The organism is Plantactinospora sp. BC1 (assembly GCF_003030345.1).
Classification (GTDB): domain Bacteria; phylum Actinomycetota; class Actinomycetes; order Mycobacteriales; family Micromonosporaceae; genus Plantactinospora.
Genome location: NZ_CP028158.1, coordinates 1185103 through 1210289 on the forward strand (window position 1 = coordinate 1185103; position 25187 = coordinate 1210289).

Genomic DNA, 25187 nt, shown 5'->3' on the forward strand with positions numbered 1-25187 from the left:
TACCCCGGACCGCCCGGACGCCCTGGTGGGGCGTCCGGGCGGCCCTGTGCGGGGTTGGTTCGGGGGCGGCCGGGATCAGGGGCTGTACGCCTTCACCTCCAACAGACCCACCGAGCCCTGGCCGCTGGTCAGCGCCACCCGCAGCCGGGTGGTGCCGAGACCGGGGAAGCTCACCCGGTTGTACTGGTTGACCGCGACCGGATAGCCGCTGGCACCGGGCACGTCGGCGTAGGCGCTGCCGGTCCAGTACTGGAGTTTCCAGGAGGCCGGGACGCGCACCCCGCCGTTGTCGTCGAAGAAGTAGACCTCGGCGGCGTTCAGGGTGCGGCTGGTCGGCCAGGTCAGCTCGGCCCACTGCTCCCCGGTGTTCGGCCAGGTGCCCCAGCGCGGGTTGACGGTGTCGTTGGAACTCGGCGGATCGATCCCGTCGTTGAGCGCCGCCACGCTCTCCCAGGCCGAGGTGTACGACGCGGACGGCGTCGCCGCCCCCGCCACGTTGCCGCCCGGCTCCGGGTCGGGATCGGGATCGGGGTCCGGGTCGGGATCGGGGTTGCCGCCGCCCCGGTTGTAGACCTTGATCTCGGTCAGCCCGGTCTTCGCCGATCCCGACGCGTGGGTGAACTGCACCCGCAGCCGAGCGGTGCTGACCGGGGTGAAGCTGACCCGGTTGTAGTTGGACTGCGGTGTGCCGGGCGTCTTGACCTGGGACGCGGCGTTCACCCAGGCGCTGCCGTTGTAGTACTGCACGTTGTACGAGGCCGGTGGCCGGTACCGGTTCGTCGCCCGGTCGTTGCGGAACCAGAGCCGTACCTCGTCGACGGCCCGGGCCTGGCCGAAGTTCAGCTCGTAGCTGTCGGTGGCGTTCGGCGAGCCGTAGGCGCCCCAGATCGGTTCGTTGATCGGGAAGCCGTCGATCGCCGCCCCGGTGGAGGTGCCGGAGGCGGTGTACGAGGCGGTCGCCGTCGCCCCCTGCGCCAGGTTCGGCGTGGTCGAGGTGAGGTCGGCGCCGGCCTTGGCGAAGATGTCCACCATCCGGGCGCTGTTCTGCACCACCTGCTGCGGCAGTTGCAGCCCGGACACGGCGGTGCTGAAGCTGGTCGTGCCGCCGGCCGGCAGGGTGACCGCGCCGGTCGCCGGGTTGTAGAGCACCCGGGTGAGCCGGTCCACCGTGAACGCCCGGGTGCCGTTCAGATAGACCGAGTAGCCCTGCGGGACCCCGGAATACCGGGTGACGCCGTCGGTCGGGTCGTCCCAGACCACGCTGAGGTCCATGTTGCGGTACCGCAGGTTGTTCACCGCGAAGTGCGACCAGTTGATGTTGATCGGCGAGAGTTCGATGGTGTTGTCGGTGCGCGGCCGCAGCCCGGCGACGTCCTCGACCACCGTCCAGTTGCTGCTGCCCAGGATGTTGTGGTGGATCCAGGACCGGTAGGCGATGGTCCGGGACGACGGGTTCCAGTCCGCCCAGAACTCGTTCGCGTCCGGCCACTGAGTGTTGCCGCCGATGTACTGCGCCCAGGCGTTCCAGTAGAGCAACTGCTTGTAGTTCTCCGCCGTCATCCACTGATTGGGATAGTTGCGCAGCACCGAGGAGTAGAGCCGGAACTGCACCGTCGAGTTGATGGTGGAGAAGTTGTTGCTGCCCGGCTGGCCGGCGGCGGCCGCCGCGGCCTTGTCGCGCTGGTTGGCGGTGAAGAACGGGAAGATCGGATACTCCGCCGGGTCGTCGAAGAGGCGCAGCGCCTGCCGGTACTGGTCGGTGTTCGGCATCAGCCCGACCGAGTACGGGTAGTAGTTGTTGATCTCCTTCCACGGTACGTGCGTGTTCGTCGAGACGTGCCTGTGCTCCAGCAGTTGCCGGGACGGGTTCCACAGCACGTTGACGATGCCGTTGCGGATCCGGTCGGCGATCGTCTGCATCTCGTTCGCCTTCGCCGTGTTCCCCAGCAGCGTGTACGCCTGCACCGCCGCCATCGCGTTGCTCCAGACGTACGCGCCCTCGGCCCGGTCCAGGTTGCCGGCCCGCCAGTGGAACGACACCGCGTCGGCGTCGTTGCCGGTCATCGCGCCCCAGTCGTACTCGATGATCCCGTTGTTGTTGGTGTCGTAGCTGGCGAGCTGCCCCTTGACGTCCTGCTCGGCGTAGCGGGCCAGGTTCGCCACGATCGCCGGCTGGCCGCCGTGGATCTGGTAGCTGCGCCAGGCCGCCTCGGCGACGTACTGGGTGTAGGAGTTCGACCAGTTCTCCGGGTCACCGGGGTTGTCCATGAAGCGGCCGTTCCGGGAGACCTGCCCGACCGAGGTCCACGGCCCGTACGAGTAGATCGGGTTCCGCAGGTACTTCAGGTCGTCGATGTGCATCGGCTGGGTCAGCACGATCGCGTTGTTGTAGCCGAGCGCCCCCTCGACCGAGGTCGGGAACTGGAAGTCCTGGCCGGGGATGTCCACGTCGAGGTAGTTGAAGCGCATCAGCCACCAGCGGTAGTAGATGTTCTTCTTGATCGCCGCGTCCGGCACGTCGATGTACGGGATGTTCTCCGCCCACCACCGGTTGTACGCCCGCACGTGCGTGGCGAACGCCGTCGCCGGGGTGTAGCCCCGATAGGCGTTGTACTCGGTCAGCGACTCCGGGATCTCGTTGGCGACGAACCCGAGCTGCACCTTGGTGCTGACCGACTGCCCGGCGGCGAGCGTCACCGATCGGTTCAGCCCGCCCGAGCTGACCGTGAACCCGTCCCCGGAGAGCCGGGGATAGAGCGTGGTCAGGTTGTTCTTCACCGCCCGGGTCCCGGTCAGCTCGCTGCCGCTGCCCGAGGTGGCGTACGGCGAGGTGGCCCGCAGTTGCAGGGTCACCGAGCCGGAACCGTTGTTCACCACGTTCAGGTTGGTCACCGCGACGTTCTGCGCGGTGATGAACTTCGACACCTCGACCCGGACCGAGCCGCTGGTGTAGACGCCGCGCCAGTGGCTCGGCGACTGCCACCGGCTGGAGACCTGCTCGGTGAAGGTGCCCGGGGTGACCGCCACGGTGTACGCGGCCTGGCTGCTGATGTTGTCCCAGTAGGCGGCGTTGCCGGCGAAGCCGATCTGGGCCGGGTTGTGGGTGTACATGAACATCCCCCGGCCCCGGGTCATCAGCCAGGTACCGGCCGGGTCGTTGCCGGGGCGGGCGAGCAGCCGGTCCAGCCAGAAATCGGTACCGCCGCTCTCGGCGTTGTAGATCGCCTGCATCGTGTTGCCGGTGTTGTAGCCGACCGGCGGGGCCGGGATCGCCGGCCCGGAGAACGTGGGAAAGCCGATCGTCTGCGCGGCCGTGGCCGGGGTGCCCGGGGCCACCAGGGCACCGGTGGCCAGCAATACCGCCAGCCCGGCGGCCCAGGATCTCCGCTTCCTACCCGGTCCGAACTTGCTACCCGGTGCGAAACGCATCGGGTCACCTCCAAAGGGGATTCAGTGGCGGGGGTGGACCGGTCCGTCGCGGGGCGGAGGGGGTCTGCCCCGCGACGGTCCGGGGTTCAGGGCTGGTAGGCGAGCCACTCCAGCAGGCCGGTGGAGAGGCCCGACCGGGAGGTGATGTTCAGCCGAAGCCGCGTCGTGTTCACCGAGTTGAAGGTGGTGACGTTGTAGGTGTTGCCGGCCACCCCGCAGCTCGACTGGCCCGGCACGTTCGCGTACGCGCTGCCGGTCCAGTACTGCACCTGACAGGAGGCGGGCAGGTCGATGCCCTGGTCGTCGTCGAACCAGTACGTCGCGATCCGGTTCACGTCCCGGGCCGACGGCCAGGTGTACTCGACCCACTGGGTGCCCTGCTCGGGCCAGTTGCCGTACGCCAGGTTGCTCTTGTCGGCCGAGTTCGCCGGTACGCCGCCGTTGTTCAGCGCCGCCAGGCTCTCCCAGGAGGAGACGTACGAGGTGGAGGCCGTCGCCGAGGTCGCCAGGTTGGTGCCGGTCGGCGGTCCGCCCGGACCGGGTCCCGGACCGGGGCCGGGGCCGGTGCTGGTCTGCACCACCCGCTGCATCGTGCCGTCGGCGTTGAAGTAGAGCCGGTCCACCGCCACCGAGCGGCGGAAGTTACCCCCGCCGGGGGCGTTCGCGGTGTGGTAGACCATGTACCACTGGCCGTTGAACTCCACCACCCCGGCGTGGTTGGTGGTCGAGGAGACCTGGCCGAGCACGATGCCCCGGTGCGTCCACGGTCCCATCGGGTTGGTCGCGGTGGCGTACCGCTGACAGGCGTAGCTGGACGAGGTGACGCAGCCGTTCGTGTCGTTGGCGGCGTACATCATGTAGTAGAGGCCGTTGCGCTTGAACATCCACGGGGCCTCCCAGAAGTTGGTCAGCCCGGTCGGGGTGACCACCGGCCCGTCCAGCTCGATCATGTTCGACTTCAGCCGGGCCGCCCGGGCGCCCCAGTAGCCGCCCCAGTAGATGTACGCCTGCCCGTCGTCGTCGACGAAGACCGTCGGGTCGATGTTCAGCCCGGAGGAGTTCGGGGTGCTGTCGCTGATCAGCGGCCCGCCCTTGGCGTCGGTGAACGGGCCGAGCGGGTTGTCCGCGACCGCTACCCCGATGTCCATCCAGCCGGCGCCCCGGCCGTTGACCGAGGTGTACCAGTAGTACCTGCCGTTGCGCGGCTCGACCTCGCTGGCCCAGGCGTCGGCGCCGGCCCACGGGAAGGTGGCGATCGAGGCGCGGGCGCCGTGGTGGGTCCAGGTGTTGGCGTCGGTCGAGGAGAGGACGTGCCACTCCCGCATCCGGAAGTTGTTGTCCCCGGTCGGCGCCTCGTCCCGGCCGGCGTAGATGTACATGGTGTTGCCGACCACCAGCGGGGCCGGGTCGGCGGTGTAGATGCTGGTGATGATCGGATTCGCCGCCGAGGCGGGTCCGGCAGGGATCACCAGCCCGGCTCCCGCCAGCAACCCGGCGACCCCTCCGGCGGCGACCCGGAACCATCGTCTGCTGCGCACGCTCTCTTCTCCTGTTCGGTGTCGGGTGATGGTGGTCGGGCGGAACGTCGGGGTCACAGCCCGGTCGAGTTCAGTTCGGCGATCTCGGCCGCGCTCAGCGCCCGGGCGTAGACCCGGAAGCCGTCCACCGCGCCGGCCAGGTAGGGGTCCCCGGAGTACTGCGACCGGCCGATCCAGTTGTTGGTGGTCGAGCCGAGCGCGGAGGGCCGGGTGGTCAGCGCGGTGTTCCGGGCCACCTCGACGCCGCCCACGTAGAGCACGCCGGTGTTGCCGGTCTGGGTCACCGCGACGTGCGTCCAGGCGTCGACCGGCAGCGCGGCGGGACCGTTGATCTGCTGTTCCGACCCGGCGCCGCCGCTGCTGATGGCGAACCGGACGGTGCCGGCACCGCTCTGCGGGGTGAGGAAGAGGTACGCCCCGGTCCCGGTGCCGAAGTCGAAGACCCGGGCCCAGGCCGCGGCGGCGGTCCGGCGTACCCAGGTGGCGACGGTGAACGCGGTCGCACCGGCCAGCAGTCCGGCCGGCAGGCTGACGTGCGCGCCGCTGCCGTTGAGGTTGACGGCGTTGCCGGTCCGGCCGGTGGTCCAGCCGGCGCCGCCGGTCAGGGTGCCGGTCTTGCCGTTGCCGGTGGCGTCGGCGGCGGACGTGCCGGCGGTCTCGTCGAACCGGTAGTGCGCGACGAACGGGGCCGGCGGCGCGGCCGTCACCGTCCAGTAGACCGTGTAGCGCTGGCCGTGCATCTTGTAGAACGGCAGCAGGGTCACCGTCCCGGTGCTGGCGGTCGCGGTGTACTGCATCGGCGTCGAGGTCGGCGTGATGGTGGCCGGGTTCAGCGTCGGCAGCGCGGAGAGGTTGGTGTTGCCGTACGCCCCGGCTAGCACGATCGGCCCGTGCTTGACCGCCTGCACCGTGGAGTTGTCCGGGGTGGCCTCCCGGGTCAGCGCCATCGGCAGGCTGATCTCGACCACGTCGCCGGAGGCCCAGCTCCGGTTGATCCGGGCGAAGCTGCCGGCGACCACCCCGGACTGCACCGCGCCGTTGACCCGCACCTGCGCCCCGGTGGCCCAGCCGGGAATCCGAATCCGCAGGTCGATCGCGCCCGAGCCGGTGATGGTGAGCCGGCTCGACGGCGCCTCCGGGAAGGTGGTGTCCTGCTGCACGGTGATCCCCCGGCCGGGCCAGACCAGCCGGGAGGCGGCGAAGAGGTTGACGTAGAGGATGTCGCCGCTGTGGAAGTAGATGCTGTCGGCGAGCTTGGTGTGCGTCTCCATCCCGGTGCCGTGGCAGCAGGTGAAGTTGCTGTAGTCGTTGCTGTACGTCTTGGTCCCGCCGGCCCGCAGCGGTACGTAGTAGCAGTGGAAGCCGTGCGACGAGTTCGGGTTCTGCGCCCCGATCAGGTGGTTCCAGAGCGCCCGCTCGTAATAGTCGAGGTAGTCCAGCCGAGCCGGGTTGGTGAAGAAGAGCTGCCGGGTCAGCTTCAGCATGTTGTACGTGTTGCAGCACTCGCAGGTGCTGTCCGACAGCTCGCTGGCGATCCGGTTCGGCGCCTTGAAGTACTCCCCGTTGGAGTTGCCGCCGATCACGTAGCTGTGCCGGCCGACCACGATGTCCCAGAAGTTGACCGCGATGTCGCGGTACCGCGTCGTGCCGGTGGCGTGGTATTCGCGGATCGCGCCGAGGATCTTCGGGATCTGGGTGTTCGCGTGGTAGTTGTTCAGCGCGTCGGTGTTCGCGGCCAGCGGGTCGAAGATCTCCGCGTGGTCGAAGTAGCGGGCCGTGGTCAGGTGGTCCGGGTTCTCGGTGAGCTGGTAGAGGTTGGTCAGCACCTCGTTCATCCCGCCGAACTCGGTGTCCAGCATGTTCTGCCGCTGGGTCTGGGACAGCCGGTCGTTGCGGAACTTCACCCAGGCCGCCATCCGGGTCAGCACGTCGAGCGCCTGGGCGTTGCCGGCCAGCAGGTGCATGTCGAGCAGCCCGGCCATGATCTTGTGCAGCGTGTAGTACGGCGCCCAGACCTGCTGCCGGGCCTCGACCCGGTCGATGAAGCTCTCCGGGTACGCCGACAGGTAGCCGGTGTTGTAGCCGGCGGCGGTGGCCCGGTTCTGGCAGATCGCCAGCTGGGCCACCAGATAGTCGCCCTTGGTCCTGAACGCCGCCTGCCCGGTGTTCGCGTACGCCTGGGCCAGCGCGGTCAGCACGTGCCCGGTGGAGTGGCCGCGCAGTTCGGTGCTGGGCGACTCCCAGCCGCCACAGGCGGTCGCCGAGGAGGAGAGTCCGTAGTTGAGCCGGAAGGTGTGCAGCAGCCGGTCGGGGTCGAGGAAGTTCAGGTACGCCTGGGTACGGCCGGCGTTGGCCTGGAACGGGCCGGCGAGCAGGGTGACCGCGGAGAGCGGGAACGGGTACGCGGAGACGCCGATGTCGGCGCGGGCCGCGGCGGCCGGTGCGGCCGGCAGCGTACCGGCGACCGCGGTGCCGACCGCGACGGCGGCGCCGGTCTGCAACAGGGATCGGCGGGACAGGGCGGGTGAGGGCATGGTGTGGTGACCTCCGGGGGCGGGGGTCGCCCGGCCGACCGGCCGGGCGACCCGAGGGGTCGAGCGACCAGGTTCAGTAGCCGTAGCGGCTCTTCAGGTGCCGCCACCAGTCCCGGAACATCCAGCGGTCGAACTCCGTGATCGACCTCGCGCTGCCGGCCTTCATGATGAAGCTGCTGACTCCGCTGGGGGTCCAGTCGTAGAAGTCGTCCAGCCCGTAGGTATGGCCGATCTCGTGCAACAGGATGGTCATGTCCGCGGTGTTGAGGTTGTTCATGTAGTACTCGCGGCCCATCCGCTGGCCCCAGTCGCCGCCGGCACCGCCGCCGAAGCCGTCGGTCAGCCAGAGCGAGTGGTCGTAGTGCCGGGCCGCGCCGCCGGGACAGTTCGGGTACTGGCCGTTCTGGTTGAAGAACCGGCCGCACGGCGCCGCGCACTGCGGGGCGTTCTCCCGGATGTCGTTGACGTAGATGTCCACCGAGTTGTCCGACCACTGCAACTGGGACCGGTTGCGGACCGCCCAGCCGACCACCCGGACCGGGACGTCCGTGTACGGGAAGGCGTTGTGCCCCACCATCACGTCCATCCACTTCTTGTACTGCCGGGCCAGGGTGGCGTGGATCTGGTCGCGCTGGGCGGCGGTCACCGTGGCCGAGGAGTCCCAGCGGACGCAGTAGTTGATGTAACCCCGGTTGGCGAAGAGCTGGTCCCAGCCGTAGTTGCGGAACCCGTACAGGTTGCCGTTGTTGTAGGTCTGCTCCTGGTGCCGCCAGACCTGGTCCAGCGGGGTGACCAGGTTGGCCGGCGGATTCCAGGTGTCCAGCACGGTCGGGCCGGTCCCCTCGCGGCCCGCCGCCGCGTCGGCCGCCGCTGCGGTGTCGAACGCGCCGGCGCTCGCGTCCCGGGCCGGGTCGCCGGCCGGTGCGGCCTGTGCGACCCCGACGCCACTCACCAGCATGACCGCCGTGAGCAGTGGCACCAGGGCCTGCCACCATCGCCTCATCGTCAGTTCCTCCTTCGCTCAAGCGATTGATGATGATCAATTTCTTGGCGCCGGGTCCGCCGGAGGGATCGGCGGGGTGGTGGGTTTCGGCGTTCAGCACACGATGGCGTACGAAAAGGTTTTCGGCAAGGTGTTGCGCATATTACGAGGACGTAACGCCGCGCCAGAAGGATCGCCGGGAACAGCGGTTGATCTTCGTGGTTGTTCCGAAAAGGTTCTCGAAACTGTTTCGGAAAGGGTGTACCGGCAGGTACGCCGGGCGTGGAGACCGGCGGGCTGGGTAACCGGTCGACATTGCCGACCGGACGGGGCGGAGGAGGCAGGGATGCCGACCGGAACGGGCGGGTCGCCACCGGACCCGCCGGTCGTACTGACCGCCAACGCGGGGTCCGCCAGCCTCCGGCTCGACTACGTCCGGGCGGGCGAGGTCACCGACCGCCTGACCCGGGGCGAGCCGCCCGGATCGGGCGAGTCGGACCGGGCGGTACGCGACTTCCTCGCCGCCCACCCGCCGCCCGACGCCGTCGGCCACCGGCTGGTGCACGGCGGTGACCTGGTCCGCACCCCGACCCGGGTGGACGACGCGCTCCGGGCCGAACTCGACGGCCTGGCCACGCTGGCCCCGCTGCACCTGCCGCCCGCACTGCACCTGCTGGACCGGATCGCGGAACAGCTCCCCGAGGTGCCGCAGGTGCTCTGCCCGGACACCGCCTTCCACGCCCACCTGCCGGCGGCCGCCGCCACCTACCCGCTGCCCGCGCCGTGGCGCCGACGGTGGGGGCTGCGCCGGTACGGCTTCCACGGCCTGTCGTACGCCTACGCCCTGCGCCGCTGCGCCGAACTGCTCGGCCGGCCCGCCGACGGCCTCCAGCTCCTGCTGGCCCACCTCGGCGGCGGCGCCTCGGTCTGCGCGGTCCGGGACGGCCGCAGCGTCGACACCTCGATGGGATTCACCCCGCTGGACGGCATCCCGATGTCGAAACGCTCCGGGGCGGTCGACCCGGGCATGCTGCTCTGGCTGCTCGGGGACGACCGGCTCAGCCTGGCCGAGCTCTCCGAGGGACTCAACTCGCGATCCGGGCTGCTCGGCCTCTCCGGCGGCCGCTCCTCCGACACCCGCGACCTGGTCGCCGCCGCCCCGGACGACCCGGTCTCGGCACTTGCCCTCGAGGTCTACGCCCACCGGGTACGCCGTGAACTGGCCGCCGCCGCGACCAGCCTGGACCGGCTGGACGCCCTGGTCTTCACCGGCGAGATCGGCTGGGACCAGCCGGAGGTGCGACACGACGTCTGCGCCGGGCTCGGCCTGCTCGGCGTCACGCCGCCGCAGGGCGGAAACCGGGAGGCCGACGCGGTGGTCTCGCCGCCGGGCGCCGCGGTGCCGGTACTGGTCGTCGAGCCCCGCGAGGACCTCCAGGTCGCCGTCGAGACCCTCGCCGCACTGCGCTGACCCCGTCCCGACCGGCCGCACCGGGCCTGGATGCCGAGCAGCGGCGTGCCGCCGCACCGTCCAGCGGAGGCCGCCGGAGGGCCGGTCAGGCCATCAGTCGGGTCAGGAAGTCGCCGATCCCCTGGGCGATCGCCATCAGCACCGCCCCGATCGTCTCGACCAGTTCGGCGGCGCCGTCCGGACGGAACGCGATGAAGAAGATCAGGAAACCCACGAACAGCCAGGTGAGGACCTTCTTGGCAAGTACCGGCATGTCTCCTCCGCTGGGGCATCCCCCGTCTCGTACGACCCTCGGGAGTCTCGGTGTCACGAGAGCTGGCGCACTCCGGCGATCGAGTGCTTCGCATCCCCGTCCGGACCGGCCCGCAAACGACCCCGCCGGGCCGACCCGACGCCGCCGGCCGGGTCGAGCGACCACGCGCCACCCATCCGGATCACGCCGCCAGCCGGATACAGCAGTATTACAGCATCAAACGGCATAAGGTGGCGTTTATCCCTCGTCATCCGCTTGCTGCCCGCCACGGCGGGCGGGCCGACCCCGGGTGGAGGCAGGTTGACCAGCCCTGGCGGGCGACCGGACGTGCTGCGCGGGCCGGAGGACTCCCGGGTCGCCACCATCGAACTCTTCTTCGACGTCGTCTACGTGCTGGCCGTGACCCAGTTGACCGAGCTGCTGCTGCACCGGTTGCACCCGACCGGCGCGGCCGGGGCCGCCGTACTGCTGCTCGCCGTCTGGTGGGCCTGGGTGGACACCGCCTGGATCACCAACTGGTTCGACCCGGACCAGCCCCGGGTACGGGTGCTGCTGATCGCGCTGATGGGGATCAGCCTGGTGACGTCCTCCGCGCTGCCCGAGGCGTACGGGGACCGTGGGCTCTGGTTCGCCGTGGCGTACGTGGCGCTCTCGGTGGGCCGCTCGCTCTTCGTCGCCACCGCCCTGGCCGCCCGCTCCGACCTGCACCGCAACTTCCAGCGCCTGGCCGTCTGGCGGGCCGCCTCCGCACCGCTCTGGCTGGCCGGCGGGTTCGCCTCCGGCCCGCTCCGGCTCGGCCTGTGGGTGGCGGCGGTGACCCTGGACAGCTCCGCGGCCGCCTGCGGCTTCTACGTGCCCGGGTGGGGCCGGTCGACTCCGACGGAGTGGGTGATCAACGGGGCCCACCTGGCCGAGCGGGCCCGACTCTTCGTGATCATCGCGCTCGGCGAGTCCATCCTGGTCACCGGCACCGTCTTCGGCGCCCTGGGGCACGGCTGGCCGACCCTCGCCGCGCTGGGCAGCGCCTTCCTGGGCAGCGTGGCGCTGTGGTGGATCTACTTCGACCGCAGCGCCGAGGCGGCCCGCCAGGTGATCGTCGAGGCCGAGGAGCCGGGCCGGCTCGGCCGGTCGGCGTACACCTATCTGCACATCCCGATGGTGGCCGGCGTCATCGTCACCGCGGTCGGAGACGACCTCGTGCTGCACCAGCCGAACGGCGCGGCCAGGCCGGCGGTGATCGGCGCCGTACTCGGTGGCCCAGCGCTCTTCCTGACCGGGTTCCTGCTGTTCAAGAGCGCGATCCTCGGCGTACGCTCCCGGACCTATCTCGGCGCCGTCGTCGTGCTCGTCGCGCTCGGCCCGCTCGGGTTGGTGCTCAGCCCGCTGGCGCTCTCCGCCCTCTCGACCGGGGTGGTGGCGACCGCGGCGGTCCGCAGCATGCTGCTGGTGAGCCGGCGCGGACGCGTCCCGCCGGGTCCGCCGGCCGAGGAACCGATGCGGTGAAAGTTCCGGAACAGCGCGGCTCGCAGTGATCAACGGTCGTCCGGACCCACCGTCGCGCCAACCGGCCGAGGGCGCCGACGCACCTGGTCAGCGACGGAGGTTCCGCGACAGCAGAGCTGACGACGCGCACCGAAAGTGTTGCGGAAACGTTGACCCCCGGGATCGGCGATGCAACACTATCCATCCATTAGGGTCGATTGAAGCCACACCGCCCGTCCGCGATCGACGGTGGCGGATCAGGGCGACCTCGACCGTTCCCACACCGTGACGCCCGGACGGACCACCACCATGCGCCCGTCCGGCCACCCGCCAGAAGGGGCAGAGATGATCAGGAGTTCCACCGACGGCGCCAGGGGTCCGAAACCGCGCTACCGGGCCCGACTCGCGCTCGTGCTCGGCGCCGTGGGCATGCTCGCCACCGCCGGTGCCGTCGCGCTGCCCAACACCGCCAGCGCGGCGAGCACCCTGGGTGCCTCCGCCGCCGAGCGGGGCGGCCGCTACTTCGGTACCGCCGTGGCGGCGAGCAGGCTGGGCGACAGCGCGTACACGACCATCCTGAACCGCGAGTTCAACCAGGTCACGCCCGAGAACGAAATGAAGATCGACGCGACCGAGCCGCAACAGGGCCAGTTCTCGTACGGCAACGCGGACCGGATCGTGCAGCACGCCCGCAGCCGGGGCATGCAGGTACGCGGCCACACCCTGGCCTGGCACTCGCAGCAGCCCGGCTGGATGCAGAACATGTCCGGCAGTGCCCTGCGGCAGGCCATGCTCAACCACGTCACCCAGGTCGCCACCCACTTCCGAGGCCAGATCGCCTGGTGGGACGTGGTGAACGAGGCGTTCGCGGACGGCAGCAGCGGAGCCCGCCGCGACTCCAACCTCCAGCGCACCGGCAACGACTGGATCGAGGCCGCCTTCCGGGCCGCCGACGCCGCCGACCCGAACGCGCAGCTCTGCTACAACGACTACAACATCGACAACTGGAACGACGCCAAGACCCAGGCCGTCTACCGGATGGTCCAGGACTTCAAGTCCCGGGGCGTACCGATCGACTGCGTCGGCCTCCAGTCACACTTCACCGGCGGCTCGAACTACCCGAGCAACTACCGCACCACGCTCTCCAGCTTCGCCGCCCTCGGCGTCGACGTGCACATCACCGAGCTGGACATCCGGAACGCGCCCGCCGATGCGTACCGCAACGTGACCAACGACTGTCTCGCGGTGGCCCGCTGCAAGGGCATCACGGTCTGGGGCATCCGCGACTCGGACTCGTGGCGGTCCGGCGAGAGCCCGCTGCTCTTCAACGGCAGCGGCCAGAAGAAGCCGGCGTACGACGCCGTACTCACCGCGCTGAACAACGGCAACCCCGGCGGCAACCCGACGACCCCGCCGCCCGGTGGCAACCCCACCACCCCACCGCCCGGCAGCGGCGGCTGCACCGCCTCGACCACCGCCGGTACCGTCTGGGGCGACCGGTACAACACCACGGTCACCGTCAGCGGCGCCAGCAACTGGACCGTCGTCGTCGCCGTCACCTCACCACAGTCGATCAGCACCACCTGGAGCGGCAGCGCCAGCCTGAGCAGCAACAACACCGTGTTGACGATGCGCTCCAACGGCAGCGGCAACAGCTTCGGCTTCACCACCATGACGAACGGCAACTCCAGCGCCCGACCACAGGTCAGGTCCTGCACCGCCGGCTGACCCGGCAACCCCGCTCCCCCGCCGGCCGGGCGGTGCCCGCACCGCCCGGCCGGCGGCGTCGGCCCGGCCGCGACCGTCCATCTGGCCGGTGGCGGCCGGTCAGCCGCTGGCCAGGTCAGCCGGGAGTCAGGTCAACCGGTGGTCAGGTCAGCCGGTGGCCAGGTCAGCCGGTGGTCAGTCGGGTCCGCCACGGGTGTGTCGGGTGCACCAGCGACAGTGCGTCGTCGAGCCAGCGTCGCGCGTCGTCGTCGAGCAGCGGCAGTGCGGTGCCGAAGTCCGCCTCGTCCTTGGTCCGGGTGGCCTTCGCCTTGAACAGCAGCACCACCTCCGGCAGCAGGTACGGAACGCCGCTCGGATCGTGCCGGATGATCTCGGCGTACGGGCGGCGGATCCGCGGGTCGCGCCGGCAGATCCAGAGGTTCCCGTCGTGCGGCTCCCGGAAGACATCCAGCCGCCAGCGTCCGACGGCCCGCTCGTACGCCCAGGTCTGATGGCTGGCCCGCATCGACTCCGGAGTCGGCGGCAGGAGCCGGCCGTCGTGCGCTACGGCGAAGTCACAGTCGCCGAGGCGCTCCCGTACCTCGTCGAACCGCTCGGCCGGGACGGCGATCTCCAGGTCGTCGTGCCGTCGGGAGGGTGCGCCCCGGCAGAGGTCGATGGCCCAGCCCGCCGCCACGCACCAGGGCAGGTCGAGCCCGGCCAGCCGTTCGGCGACCACCGACGGCGGCCACGGGTCCCAGGCGTCGAGGTCCGGTGTCACCGGCCGACGGTAGCCGACCCCGTACGCCGGCCGGAAGCGGCGAGCCGGCCCCGACCGGCCACGGACCGTCGGCGCCGACGCTCAGGCCGACTGCCGGCGGACCAGGTGGGTGTCCAGGAAGACGGCCGGCGAGGGGATGTCGTCGCCCCGGATCTGCGCAACCAGCAGCCTGGCCATCTCCGTCCCCATCGTGATCACCGGCTGGTGCACCGAGGTCAGCGGCGGATTGGCGTGCAGCGCCAGCGACGAGTCCTCGTAGCCGACCACCGCCACGTCCGCCGGGATGCGCCGGCCGGCCTCGTGCAGCGCCTGCATGGCTCCCAACGCCATCAGGTCGGAGGCGGCGAAGACCGCGTCGATGTCGCCGCGCCGGTGCAGCAGCCGGCGCATTGCCTCGATGCCGCTGTTCGCACTGAAGTCGCCGTAGTCGATCAGGTCCTCGGAGACGGGCCGGCCGTGCGCGACGAGCGCCTCGCGGTAGCCGACCAGCCGGGTCACCCCGGCACCCATGTCCTGCGGCCCGGCGACCGTGGCGACCGTCCGCCGGCCGATCCCGATCAGGTACTCGACCGCCTGCCGGGCGCCGCCCGCGTTGTCCACGTCGACGAAGTACGCCGGCTGGGCGCCCAGGCCGAGCATCCGGGCCGGCCGTCCACCCAGGACGGTCGGCAGTCCCCGCTCCATCAGCAGGCCCGGCAGCGGATCCGCGTCGTGCAGCGAGATCAGCATCACCCCGTCGACGTGCTGGTCGGTGAGCTGGTGCTCCATCTTCTCCCGGCCGCCCGGCGACTGGATCCAGGAGAGCCACAGTTGCAGCGGGGTGTCGGCGAGTCCGGCGCTGACCCCCCGGGCGATGCCGGCGAAGAACGGCTCACCGAACGCCCGCTCCCCGGACTCGGAGATGACCAGCGCGACCGAGTCGGTCCGCTGGGTGACCAGTGCCCGGGCGGCGCGGTTCGGCACGTACCCCAGCTCCCGGACCGCCGCCCACACCGCGGCCCGGACCGTCGGGCTGACCTGGGAGGAGTTGTTCACCACCCGGGACGCGGTGCCGCGCCCGACGCCCGCGCGGGCCGCGACCTCGCTCAACGTGGGCCTGCCGAGGTCGCGGCGCTGAGATCTCATGATCTGCTCCCGGGACGTGCGTTGATCGACGGTGGGTCCAGGCTAGGCGGCTGCCGAGCAGACCCCTGCCTGGTCGGTGCGCCACGCCGAGGCGCCACTCGACGGGGTTGTTACATCGATGATGATATGGTTTCTGGCCGGCTTTCGACCCCGGCCGTCCGGTCCATCCCGCCACCGGTTCGACCGTGGACGCGGCAGCACCACCCCCGGCGCATCCGGCGCACACGGCACGGCAACGAACCCGGCGCCACCGGTCCGCAGCATTGCAGCGGACGCGGTGCCGCCGGAGCCCGGGACGGCACCAGCGATAGCGGAGGGGGTCCGGTGACCCGGTTCGGTTGGTTCCTCGGTCACGAGGAGTGGCAGCCCGAGCTGCTGGTCGCCCAGGCCCGCCGGGCCGAGCAGGCCGGCTTCGACGCGATCCTCGTCTCCGACCACCTCCAGCCCTGGGTGGACGACGCCGGTGCGGCCGGGCACGGCTGGGCCACGCTGGGCGCCGTCGCCGCGGCGACCCGGAGCGCCACACTGGTCTCGGCGGTGGCCTGCCCGCTGTTCCGCCAGCATCCGGTACTGGTGGCGCAGGCCGCCGCCACCCTCGACCGGCTCTCCGGCGGCCGGTTCGAACTCGGGGTCGGCACCGGGGAGGGCATCAACGAGGCACCGCTGGGCCGGTTTCCGCCGTACCCGGAGCGGCTGGCCCGGATGACCGAGGCGCTCGGGCTGATCCGGCCGCTGCTGGCCGGCGAGACCGTCGAACAGCCGGATGCGGCGTATTATCCGGTCTCCTCGATCCGGCTGCACAGTCCACCGTCGAGCGGCGTGCCGGTGCACTTGGCGGCGGCCGGTCCCCGCTCGGCGGCCACCGCCGGTCGGCTCGCCGACGGGGTGGTCAGCTCGGTCAAGGACCCCGAACGGACCGGCCGGGAGGTGGTGGACGTGGCCCGGGCGGCGGCCTCGGCCGTCGGGCGTACGCCACCGAGGGTGGTGCTGAGCAGCTTCGTCGTACTCGCCGACAGCGACGACGAGGCGTTGCGGGCGCTGCGGCCCTGGCGCGGGCTGCGTACCCCCGGCCGGCTGGTGGCGTCGAGCCCGGGCCGGCTGCGCCAGCGGGCCGACCGGCTCGGCCCGGCGGCGATCCTCGCCCGGTATCGGCGGGTCGGCGAGCCCCGGCAACTCCTCGACTTCTGTCAGCTGCTGCTCGACCGGCTCCGCCCGGACGTGCTGGCCCTCCAGGTGGCCGCGACCGACGGCACCGCCGCAGTCGAACGCTTCGCCGAACTCGTCGAACGGCTGCGTCAACGCGGCTGAGCTGCGAATCCGCTCCACACTCGACCACTGTGGACGGCGGTCGGCAACACCCTCCCGGGTGCACGATTAGAACATGTGTACGATAGAATATCGAGGTGTACGACAGCCGAGACCAGGCCGGCGGCCCCGCCCGCCTCGCCGCCCAGCAGCCCATCGACCGCCGACTCGTCCTCGCCCGGGTGCACCGGATCGCCACGGACTACGCCGGTGGCTATCGCGAGGGGTTGGTCCGGGCCACCGCCCTTGCCGAGCTCGCCGATCTCGCCGCCGACCCCGACCTGCTCGCCCAGGCCGCCGCCATGCACGCCGTCGCCGACAACTGGTATGCGATCAACGCCGTCGACCTGCTGCTCGAAGCCGGCGCCCCGCCGGAGCTCCTGCACTCCTACCTGGACGCGCCCGGCTGCCCGGACGAGCCGGCGCCGGTCGATCCGGAGAGCGGCGGCCCGGTAATTCGATCTTGAATTCGGTCGTCGGGCAGGGCTACATTCACTGCACCGTAACCCCGAGTTCCCCCACCGCGACCACGTTCTTTCGACGGTGACCATCCCCGCGGTCCGCACGCCGGTGATGTCGGCCCGGACCGGCGCAACCAGGAGGACCACATTGGAGAGCCGCCCCGATTCGCCCGCCGCCGACGCCGAGGCTCCGGAGAAGTTCGCGGTCAACCGACGCCGGGCGCTCGCGCTCGGCCTGGGCGGTGCGGCCGCCCTCGCCACCGCCGGCCCGGCCTGGGCGGTGACCGACCAGCGCCCGGGTGCGGTCCGTCCACCGAGCCTGGGCGTGCACGACCGGCTGGTCGCCGGCCGTGTCTCGGCCAGGCGGGCGCTGCACCACCTGCGGCATCTCTCCGAGCGGATCGGCCCGCGCATCGGCGGCACCTCCTCCGAGCGGACCGCCGCGAAATACCTCGCCGACGAACTCGACGACCTCGGCTACCGGACGACCCTCCAGCCGTTCACCGTCGCCGACAAGTTCCTCGGCCAGCTCAGCTCCCGTCCCGGCCTGCCCGACGACCTGAACTGGCAGGTCGGGGCGTCGCCACACGCCGCCCTCGACACCCGGGTCACCGGCCGGGTGGTGGACGTCGGCGCCGGGGCACCGGAAAACTACCCGGCGGACGTCGCCGGCAAGGTCGTACTCGTCGACTACGTCGCGGCGCAGCGCGAGACCCTGGTCGCCACCGCCGTGGCCAAGCGGGTCGCGGCGGTGGTCTTCCTGCCGGCCGACCTCGCGGAGCCGCGCCGGGCGCAGGCGTTCTCGCCCACCCTGCCCGGCTCGGCCACCTCGCCGGTGCCGATCCCGGTCGTCGGCGTCGCCCAGGCGCAGAAGCACCGGCTGCGGGAGCGGCTCGCCGCCCGCCCGCTGACCCTGACCGTCGCCACCTCGGCGCACCGGGGCCTCACCTCGCACAACGTGCTCGCCGAGCGGGCGCCCAGGTGGGGTGGCCAGAACAGCCCGGTCGTCATGGTGACCGCGCACTACGACACGGTGATCGGCGCACCGGGCGCCAACGACGACGGCTCGGGTACGGTGCTCTGCCTCGAACTGGCCCGGGTGCTGCGCAGCCTGCCCGTCGACGCGACCATCCGGTTCGGGCTCTGGGGCTCGGAGGAGCAGGGGCTGCTCGGCTCCCGCTACCACGTCGCCCAACTGCCGCAGGCCGAGCGGGACCGGATCGTCGCCGTCTACCAGAACGACATGGTGGCGACGAGCTGGGATCCGGCGACCCGGTACTGGCTGCTCTCCTTCGACGGTCTGGCGAACCGGGCCACCGACGAGGTCGCCGCCGCCGCGACCCGGCTCGGCTACCAGCCCCGGATCTCCCCGGTCACCCAGCGCGGTTCCAGCGACCACCAGTCGTTCCAGGAGGTCGGCATCGCCAGTGCCAACTTCTCCTGGCGGGGTGAGGAGTCTCCGGCGCTGCTGGAGCCGCCGTACCACAGCCCCGAGGACACCATCGAGAAGAACATCAGCCTCTCCCGGCTCCAGGTGTCGCTGGAGCTGATCGGCACCGCCGCGTACGCCACCGCCCGGCGCCCCTGACCGAGCCGCCGGCCCGGGTCGAGACCCGGGCCGGCGCCCGGCTGTCGGCCGCGCCGCACGGTCCAGCCATGCGATCCGCATGGTCGAACCGTGCGGCGCGCGCCTGCCGGTTGAGCGGCGGCAGCGACAGCCTTGAGCCATGACAGCCACCACGCCGGACACCACGGTCCGGAACACGGAATCCGCCGGCATCCCGGAGACCCGGTCCCGGAACTCCGGTACGCCCCGACACCGCCCCGTACGGCACTTCCTGCGGCACTTCGCCGAGATGGTCATCGCGATGGTCGTCGGGATGCTGCTCTTCGGCCCGGTGTGGGAGGTGCTGGCCACCGCCGTCGACGCCGCCACCGGGCTCGACCTGACCCGGGTACTCGGCCGTCCCGACGTCGGCGCCCTGGTGATGGCCACCAACATGACGCTGGCGATGACCATCTGGATGCGTCACCGCGGCCACGGCTGGGCTCCGGTCGCCGAGATGGGCGCCGCGATGTACCTGCCGTTCCTGCTCTTCCTTCCGCCGTACTGGCTCGGGGCGGTGAGCGGGGAGTTCCTGATGGCGGCCGGTCACGTACTGATGCTGCCGGCGATGCTGCTCGTGATGCTCCGCCGGGTGGACGAGTACAGCGCTGCGCATCCGGCCGGCGGTCACCCGGCCCCGGCGGCCACCGTGCCGGACAGCGGAGCCGGGCGCGTGGTCGGGTTGTTGAAACGGCGCTGGCCGACCTGGCTGGCCCTGGTGGTGACCATCGACAACTGGACGAACCCGCTGGTCCTCGACGCCTGGGTGATGCTGATCCTCCCCCTCGCCTACCTGGGAATCGGCGCGGTACGCCGGGAGTTCGGCGACCGGCGCATCCTTGCGGTGCAACTCGCCGGGCTGGCCGGCTACCTGCTGCTGATCGGTGCTGCCCTGATGGTGCCGGACGATCTGGGCCGCTATCTGGTCGGCTTCGGCTGGCTCGCCCACGGGGTCTGGGACTACGCCCACCACCGGGCCAACCGGGTGGTTCCGCGCGGCTTCTCCGAGTGGTGCGGGGTCGTCGACGTGGTCGTCGGGATCACGATCATCTTCCTGGCATAGCTGATCGGTCCGGCCGTCGACGGCGTAACGGGGTGCCCGGCTGTCGACGGCGTGACGGGGGCTGCCGGGCGGAGGTGGGCGGCGGGTCGGTCCGGCAGGGCGCCGGGACCGGCCCGCCGCGATGGTAGGTTAGCCTAACCTTCAGTTCGACCAAGCGAGGGAGCCCGAGCGTGCCGACCGGCAGTCCCACGGCACGTACCGTGCTGACCGGCGCCATCACCGGACAGCTCCGACACGTACTCGCCAGCGCCGGGCTCAGCGCCAGTCACCAGGCCGGCGAGGCACTCGTACCGGTGCTGATCGGTGTCGTCATCGACCGGGCCGTCGGCCGGGGCGGGGTGGTCGACCTGATCGGCTGGATCGGCGTACTGGCCGTGGTGTTCGCGGTGCTGTCGACGAGCTTCCGGCTCAGCGCCCGTACCGGTGAACGCGCCGTCGAGCAGGCCGCGCACCAGCTCCGGCTCTCGCTCACCCGGCGGATCCTGGACCACCGGGGCGGGGCCGAGACGGGTCGGCTGCCGGGTGCCCTGGTCGCCACCGCCACCGGTGACGCCGACCGGGTCGGTTCGGTGAACCGGGCCCTCGCCACCGCGATCGGAGCCTCCACCGGCCTGCTCGTCGGCGGCGTCGCCCTGCTGGTGGTCTCGGTGCCGCTCGGACTGCTGGTGCTGGTCGGCGCACCGCTGCTGCTCTGGCTGGCCCATCGACTCGGCCGGCCGCTGGAGCGGCGCAGCCACGCCGAGCAGGAGCGGGCGGCGTACGCCTCCGGGGTGGCCGCCGACCTCGTCGCCGGCCTGCGCGTACTCAAGGGTCTCGGCGCGGCCCCGGCCGCCGCCCAGCGCTACCGGCGGACCAGCCGCGAGTCGCTGGCCGCCACGGTCCGGGCGGCCCAGGCCCAGGCCTGGTACGACGGCACCCTGCTCATCATCACCGGACTCTTCGTCGCCGCCGTCGGCCTGCTCGGCGGCCGGCTGGCCGCGCAGGGCGACCTGACCGTCGGGCAACTCGTCGCGGCGGTCGGCCTGGCGCTCTTCCTGCTCGGACCGCTCTCCATCTTCGGCTGGGTGAACGCCGAGTTCGCCCAAGGCCGCGCCTCCGCCGACCGGATCGCCTCGGTACTCGGCGCACCCCCGGCGACGCCCACCGGAGACGGCTCCCCCGACACCCCGGTGCGCGGTCGTGTCGACCTGCGGGACGTCCGGCACGGCACGCTCTGCGGGGTCGACCTGCACGTCGGCGCGGGCGAACTGGTCGGCGTCGTGGCGACCGACCCGGCCGTCGCCGACGACCTGCTGCGCTGCCTCGGTCGCGACGTGGACCCGGAGCACGGCAGCGTCGAACTGGACGGCGTCGGCCTGCACACCCTGGACCCCGAGCGGCTGCGCGCCGCGATCCTGGTCGCCCCGCACGACGCCGACCTCTTCGAGGGGACCCTGCGGGACAACGTCGACGCGGCGGCGAGCGCCGGCACCGACGTACGCCGGGCGCTGGCCGCCGCCGACGTGGCGGAGGTGGCCCGGACGCTGCCGCAGGGAATCGACACGCTGCTCACCGAACGCGGACGGTCGCTCTCCGGCGGGCAGCGTCAGCGGGTGGCCCTGGCCCGGGCGCTCGCCGCCGAGCCGCCGGTACTGGTCCTGCACGATCCGACCACCGCGGTCGACGCGGCCACCGAGGCCCGGATCGCGGCCGGCCTGCGCGAACTCCGGCAGGGCCGGACGACGCTGCTGGTGACGACCAGCCCGGCGCTGCTCGCGGTCACCGACCGGGTGGTACTGCTCGACGGCGGCGTGGTGCGGGCCGAGGGGAGCCATCCCGACCTGATCCGGCGGGACGCCGGCTACCGGTCGTCGGCGCTGCGATGAACGCCGGCCGACGATTCCGGGAACCTTCCCCACAGGTCGACGGCGGCCGGGGCACCAGGACGCGAGGAGTTTCCCGATGAGCGAGCCCGGCGGCGCCGACCAGCCGGTCCGTGAGCTGCTGCCGACCGCGACCGGACGGCAGGTCCGACACACCCTGGCCGAGTTGCTGCGGCCGCGCCGCTGGCTCGCCGGCCGCGCCCTCGGCCTGCTCGTCGGCTCCACCGCGGTCGGGTTGCTCACCGCGCCGCTGCTCGGCTACATCGTGGACCTGGTCGTCGAGGGACGGCCACCCGCCGCGATCACCACCCCGACGGTGCTGCTCGGGCTGGTCGCGGTCGTCCAGGGGGTCACGCTGGCGCTGGGGCTGTCCCAGGTCGCCCGGCTCGGCGAGGGGATGCTCGCGGACCTGCGGGAACGGTTCATCGACCGGGTACTGGACCTGCCGCTGGAGCAGGTCGAGCGGGCCGGGTCCGGTGACCTCACCGCGCGGGTCACCGGGGACGTGACCGTGATCGCCGAGGCGGTCCGGACCGCACTGCCACAGCTCGCCCGCTCCGGCCTGACCATCGCCCTGACGCTGGTCGGGCTCGCCGTACTCGACTGGCGGTTCCTGCTCGCCGCGCTGCTCGCGGTGCCGATCCAGCTGCACACCGCCCGGTGGTACGCCCGCCGCGCCCAGCCGCTCTACGCCAGCCAGCGGGTGGCGCACGGCGCCCAGCAGCAGCAGCTGCTCGACACGGTCGGCGGCGCCCGGACGGTACGCGCGTTCCGGCTCACCGAGCCGCACCTGCACCGGGTCTCCGGCAGTTCCGTCGCGGCGGTGGAGCTGACGCTGCGCGGAATCCGGCTGATGACCCGCTTCTTCGGGCGGCTCAACCTCGCCGAGTTCGTCGGGCTGACCGGCGTACTGGTGACCGGCTTCCTGCTGGTGCGCGCGGACGCCGTCTCGGTCGGTACGGCCTCCGCCGCCGCCCTCTACTTCCACAACCTCTTCGGCCCGCTCAACGCCGCGCTGAGCCTGGTCGACGACGCGCAGTCGGCCGTCGCCAGCCTGGTCCGGCTGGTCGGCGTCACCGGGTTGCCGGTGCGTCGGCAGCCGGAGAACCGGCCCGTGCCGGTGGACGGCGGCGTGGAGACGAAGGAGTTGCGGCACGCGTACGTGCCGGGGCACGACGTACTGCACGACGTGACGTTGCACGTGGCGCCGAACGAGCGGGTCGCGCTGGTCGGGGCAAGCGGTGCCGGCAAGACCACGCTGGCCAAGCTGATCGCCGGGATCCACCGGCCCAGCGGCGGCGGGATCCGGCTCGGCGGGGTACCGATCGAGGATCTCGGCGTCGTGGCCGGGCGGACGGTGGGGCTGGTCAGCCAGGAGGTGCACGTCTTCGCCGGGCCGCTCGCCGAGGACCTGCGGCTGGCCGGGCCGGACGCCACCGACGAGGAGTTGCTCGCCGCGCTGGACCGGGTCGGCGCGCTGGGCTGGGTACGCGCGCTGCCGGACGGGCTGGCCACGGTGGTCGGCGACGGCGGGCACCGGTTGACGGCGGCGCAGGCGCAGCAGTTGGCCCTGGCCCGGCTGGTACTCGCCGCGCCGCCGGTGGCGATCCTGGACGAGGCGACCGCCGAGGCCGGCAGCGCGGGGGCCCGGCAGTTGGAGACGGCGGCGGCGCGGGCGCTGGACGGGCGTACCGGGCTGGTGGTGGCACACCGGCTGACCCAGGCCGCCGCCGCGGACCGGATCATCGTGCTGGACGCCGGTCGGGTGGCGGAGACCGGCACCCACGACGAACTCGTCGCCGCCGGCGGCCGGTACGCGGCGCTCTGGGCGGCCTGGACCGGCACCCGGGAGACGCCCCGGCCGGACCCGCTGCCGGAGCAGCGGCAGCCGGAGTCGACGACCAGCACCGAGGGCTGAGGCTCCCGCTTCGGGCTCGGCGCCGGGTACCGGTTGAAACGATAGGAACTCGCCCGGTCACGCGCCCCGGCCCGGGACCGTCCGGCCGGCTGGGCACCGAGGACCGACCGCGCCGGTTTGGGCAGGAAAACGGCGAGCAACGATTGACGACACTCCACACGACCGGCAACAATCTGCACCAGTGTGATCGCTAACATCGGCCGCTCCGGTAGGCGACCACCGGTGCTGCGTCGTGTCGCCGTACCCACCGGAGCCCGGGATTGGTGCCTGAAACGGTTCATCGACTACTCCGGTCAGGAGGGGAACCATGCACGGTCCGCCACCCGCCCCCCGACCCCCGGGACCGGCGCTGAGCCGTCGCGGCGTACTGCTCGGCGCGCTCGCCGGTGCCGGCGCCGCCACCCTCGCCGGCTGCGCCAGCCCGGTCGGCGCCGGACTGCTCAAGACCGACGCGGCGCCCGGCGCCATCGAGTACTGGAACCTCTTCGGTGGCGGGGACGGCGTCCGGATGCAGCAGATCCAGGACGCCTTCCGCCGGGCAAACCCCGACATCCCGCTCAAGGCCATCACGCTGGCCTGGGGCGACCCGTACTACACCAAGCTCTCCCTGGCCACCGTCGGGGAGGAGCCGCCGGACGTGGCCATCTCGCACCTCACCCGGATGAAGACCCTGGTCGACGCGGGACTGCTCCAAGAACTGCGCCCCGAGGACCTGGCCCGGCACGGCATGGCGCCGGAGAAGTTCAACCAGCGGGCCTGGCAGGCCGGGCTGGTCGACGGACGGGCGTACGCGGTCCCGCTGGACACCCACCCGTTCGTGCTCTTCTACAACACCGACATCTGCCAGCAGGCCGGACTGCTCGACTCCGACGGTCAACTCAAGCCGATCGTCGGCGAGACGGCGTTCGTCGACGCGCTCGCCCGGGTCAAGCAGGTGACCGGCGGGTACGCCGCCACGCACGGCATCAACTCCGACCCGGCGTCGCCGTTCCGGTTCTTCCAGACCCTCTACTCCCAGCTCGAAGGCGAGATCCTGGCCGACGACGGCGCGCGCGTGGTGCTCGACGACGCCAAGGCGGGCCGGGTGCTCGACTACCTGCGCGCCCTCACCGTCGAAGAGGGGCTGATCCCGGGCGGCGCCGACTACCCGGGCGCGATCGCGATGTTCGCCACCGGGCAGGTCGGCTTCCACCTGAACGGCGAGTGGGAGATCAGCACCTTCCAGACCGCCAAGATGCCGTTCGGGATGACGCTGGTGCCGAACATCTTCGGCGGACCGCACGCCGTGCAGGCCGACTCGCACACCCTCATCCTGCCGGCCCGCCCCGACGCCGACCGGGCCCGGCTGGACCGGGCGCTGCACTTCGTCCGCTTCGTTCTCGACCAGAGCCTCACCTGGGCGGAGGGCGGACACGTCCCGACCTGGCTGCCGTTCGCCGAGAGCGACGCCTACCGCCGGCTCAATCCACAGTCGAGCTACGCGGCGGCGGCGGACACCGCCGTCTACGACCCGCCCGCCTGGTACTCCGGCTCCGCCTCCAACTTCGAGAACGTGATCGGCTCGGCGGTCGGCGCGGTGGAGGCCGGGCAGCTCAGCCCCCAGGCCGCGATCGCGCAGATCCGTACGCAGCTCTCCGTCCTCGCCCAGACCCCGTCACCGGTGTGACCTG

17 protein-coding genes are annotated in these 25187 nt (G+C 71.8%); 10 read left to right on the forward strand and 7 right to left on the reverse strand.

Going from position 1 to position 25187, the window contains the following annotated elements; translation table 11 throughout:
• Nucleotides 1–75 precede the first annotated feature (75 nt).
• The 4 genes from C6361_RS04950 to C6361_RS04965 all read right to left on the reverse strand — a co-directional run bounded on the left by C6361_RS04950 (nt 76) and on the right by C6361_RS04965 (nt 8504).
• Nucleotides 76–3429: a discoidin domain-containing protein gene (locus C6361_RS04950; RefSeq protein ID WP_107266911.1), complete on the reverse strand. Its 3354-nt coding sequence runs from the start codon at nt 3427–3429 to the stop codon at nt 76–78.
• Nucleotides 3430–3515: 86 nt separating this feature from the next.
• Nucleotides 3516–4967, reverse strand: a complete 1452-nt coding sequence (locus tag C6361_RS04955) for a glycoside hydrolase family 43 protein (protein WP_234359326.1) — start codon at nt 4965–4967, stop codon at nt 3516–3518.
• Nucleotides 4968–5020: 53 nt separating this feature from the next.
• Nucleotides 5021–7501, reverse strand: a complete 2481-nt coding sequence (locus tag C6361_RS04960; protein ID WP_107266912.1) for a beta-L-arabinofuranosidase domain-containing protein — start codon at nt 7499–7501, stop codon at nt 5021–5023.
• Nucleotides 7502–7574: 73 nt separating this feature from the next.
• Nucleotides 7575–8504, reverse strand: coding sequence for a hypothetical protein (locus tag C6361_RS04965; protein WP_107266913.1), 930 nt, complete (start codon nt 8502–8504; stop codon nt 7575–7577).
• Nucleotides 8505–8829: 325 nt separating this feature from the next.
• On the opposite strand from C6361_RS04965, the gene C6361_RS04970 reads away from it, so the two are divergent.
• Nucleotides 8830–9954, forward strand: coding sequence for an acetate/propionate family kinase (locus C6361_RS04970; RefSeq protein WP_107266914.1), 1125 nt, complete (start codon nt 8830–8832; stop codon nt 9952–9954).
• A gap of 85 nt (nt 9955–10039) precedes the next feature.
• Here the strand turns inward: C6361_RS04970 and C6361_RS37495 are convergent, their stop codons facing one another.
• Complete coding sequence (locus C6361_RS37495) at nt 10040–10207, reverse strand: hypothetical protein (RefSeq protein WP_165436734.1); 168 nt, start codon at nt 10205–10207, stop codon at nt 10040–10042.
• A gap of 300 nt (nt 10208–10507) precedes the next feature.
• On the opposite strand from C6361_RS37495, the gene C6361_RS36855 reads away from it, so the two are divergent.
• Together C6361_RS36855 and C6361_RS04980 are read left to right on the forward strand one after the other, a co-directional pair.
• Nucleotides 10508–11710, forward strand: a complete 1203-nt coding sequence (locus C6361_RS36855) for a low temperature requirement protein A (protein ID WP_159079183.1) — start codon at nt 10508–10510, stop codon at nt 11708–11710.
• A gap of 324 nt (nt 11711–12034) precedes the next feature.
• A complete protein-coding gene (locus C6361_RS04980) occupies nt 12035–13417 on the forward strand; it encodes an endo-1,4-beta-xylanase (RefSeq protein WP_107266916.1) in 1383 nt (460 codons plus the stop codon).
• A 163-nt stretch (nt 13418–13580) separates the two neighbouring features.
• On the opposite strand, the gene C6361_RS04985 is transcribed toward C6361_RS04980, so the two are convergent.
• Together C6361_RS04985 and C6361_RS04990 are read right to left on the reverse strand one after the other, a co-directional pair.
• Nucleotides 13581–14177, reverse strand: coding sequence for a nucleotidyltransferase domain-containing protein (locus C6361_RS04985; RefSeq protein WP_107266917.1), 597 nt, complete (start codon nt 14175–14177; stop codon nt 13581–13583).
• 81 nt (nt 14178–14258) lie between these two features.
• Nucleotides 14259–15302 (reverse strand): LacI family DNA-binding transcriptional regulator, encoded by a 1044-nt coding sequence (locus tag C6361_RS04990; RefSeq protein ID WP_107256006.1) that lies wholly within the window; start codon nt 15300–15302, stop codon nt 14259–14261.
• Between the two features lie 324 nt (nt 15303–15626).
• Here C6361_RS04990 and C6361_RS04995 point away from each other — a divergent pair, with 324 nt between their 5' ends.
• The 7 genes from C6361_RS04995 to C6361_RS05025 all read left to right on the forward strand — a co-directional run bounded on the left by C6361_RS04995 (nt 15627) and on the right by C6361_RS05025 (nt 25183).
• Nucleotides 15627–16610 (forward strand): LLM class flavin-dependent oxidoreductase, encoded by a 984-nt coding sequence (locus C6361_RS04995; protein WP_159079184.1) that lies wholly within the window; start codon nt 15627–15629, stop codon nt 16608–16610.
• Between the two features lie 95 nt (nt 16611–16705).
• On the forward strand, nt 16706–17074 hold the full coding sequence (locus tag C6361_RS05000) for a hypothetical protein (protein WP_107266919.1): 369 nt from the start codon (nt 16706–16708) through the stop codon (nt 17072–17074).
• 142 nt (nt 17075–17216) lie between these two features.
• Nucleotides 17217–18656 (forward strand): M28 family peptidase, encoded by a 1440-nt coding sequence (locus C6361_RS05005; protein WP_234359327.1) that lies wholly within the window; start codon nt 17217–17219, stop codon nt 18654–18656.
• A 139-nt stretch (nt 18657–18795) separates the two neighbouring features.
• Nucleotides 18796–19737 (forward strand): hypothetical protein, encoded by a 942-nt coding sequence (locus C6361_RS05010; RefSeq protein ID WP_234359328.1) that lies wholly within the window; start codon nt 18796–18798, stop codon nt 19735–19737.
• A gap of 170 nt (nt 19738–19907) precedes the next feature.
• Nucleotides 19908–21602 (forward strand): ABC transporter ATP-binding protein, encoded by a 1695-nt coding sequence (locus C6361_RS05015; RefSeq protein ID WP_107266920.1) that lies wholly within the window; start codon nt 19908–19910, stop codon nt 21600–21602.
• A 76-nt stretch (nt 21603–21678) separates the two neighbouring features.
• Entirely contained in the window at nt 21679–23517 is a 1839-nt protein-coding gene (locus C6361_RS05020) for an ABC transporter ATP-binding protein (protein WP_107266921.1), read from the forward strand.
• A gap of 307 nt (nt 23518–23824) precedes the next feature.
• Nucleotides 23825–25183: an extracellular solute-binding protein gene (locus C6361_RS05025; RefSeq protein ID WP_107266922.1), complete on the forward strand. Its 1359-nt coding sequence runs from the start codon at nt 23825–23827 to the stop codon at nt 25181–25183.
• Nucleotides 25184–25187: the final 4 nt, after the last annotated feature.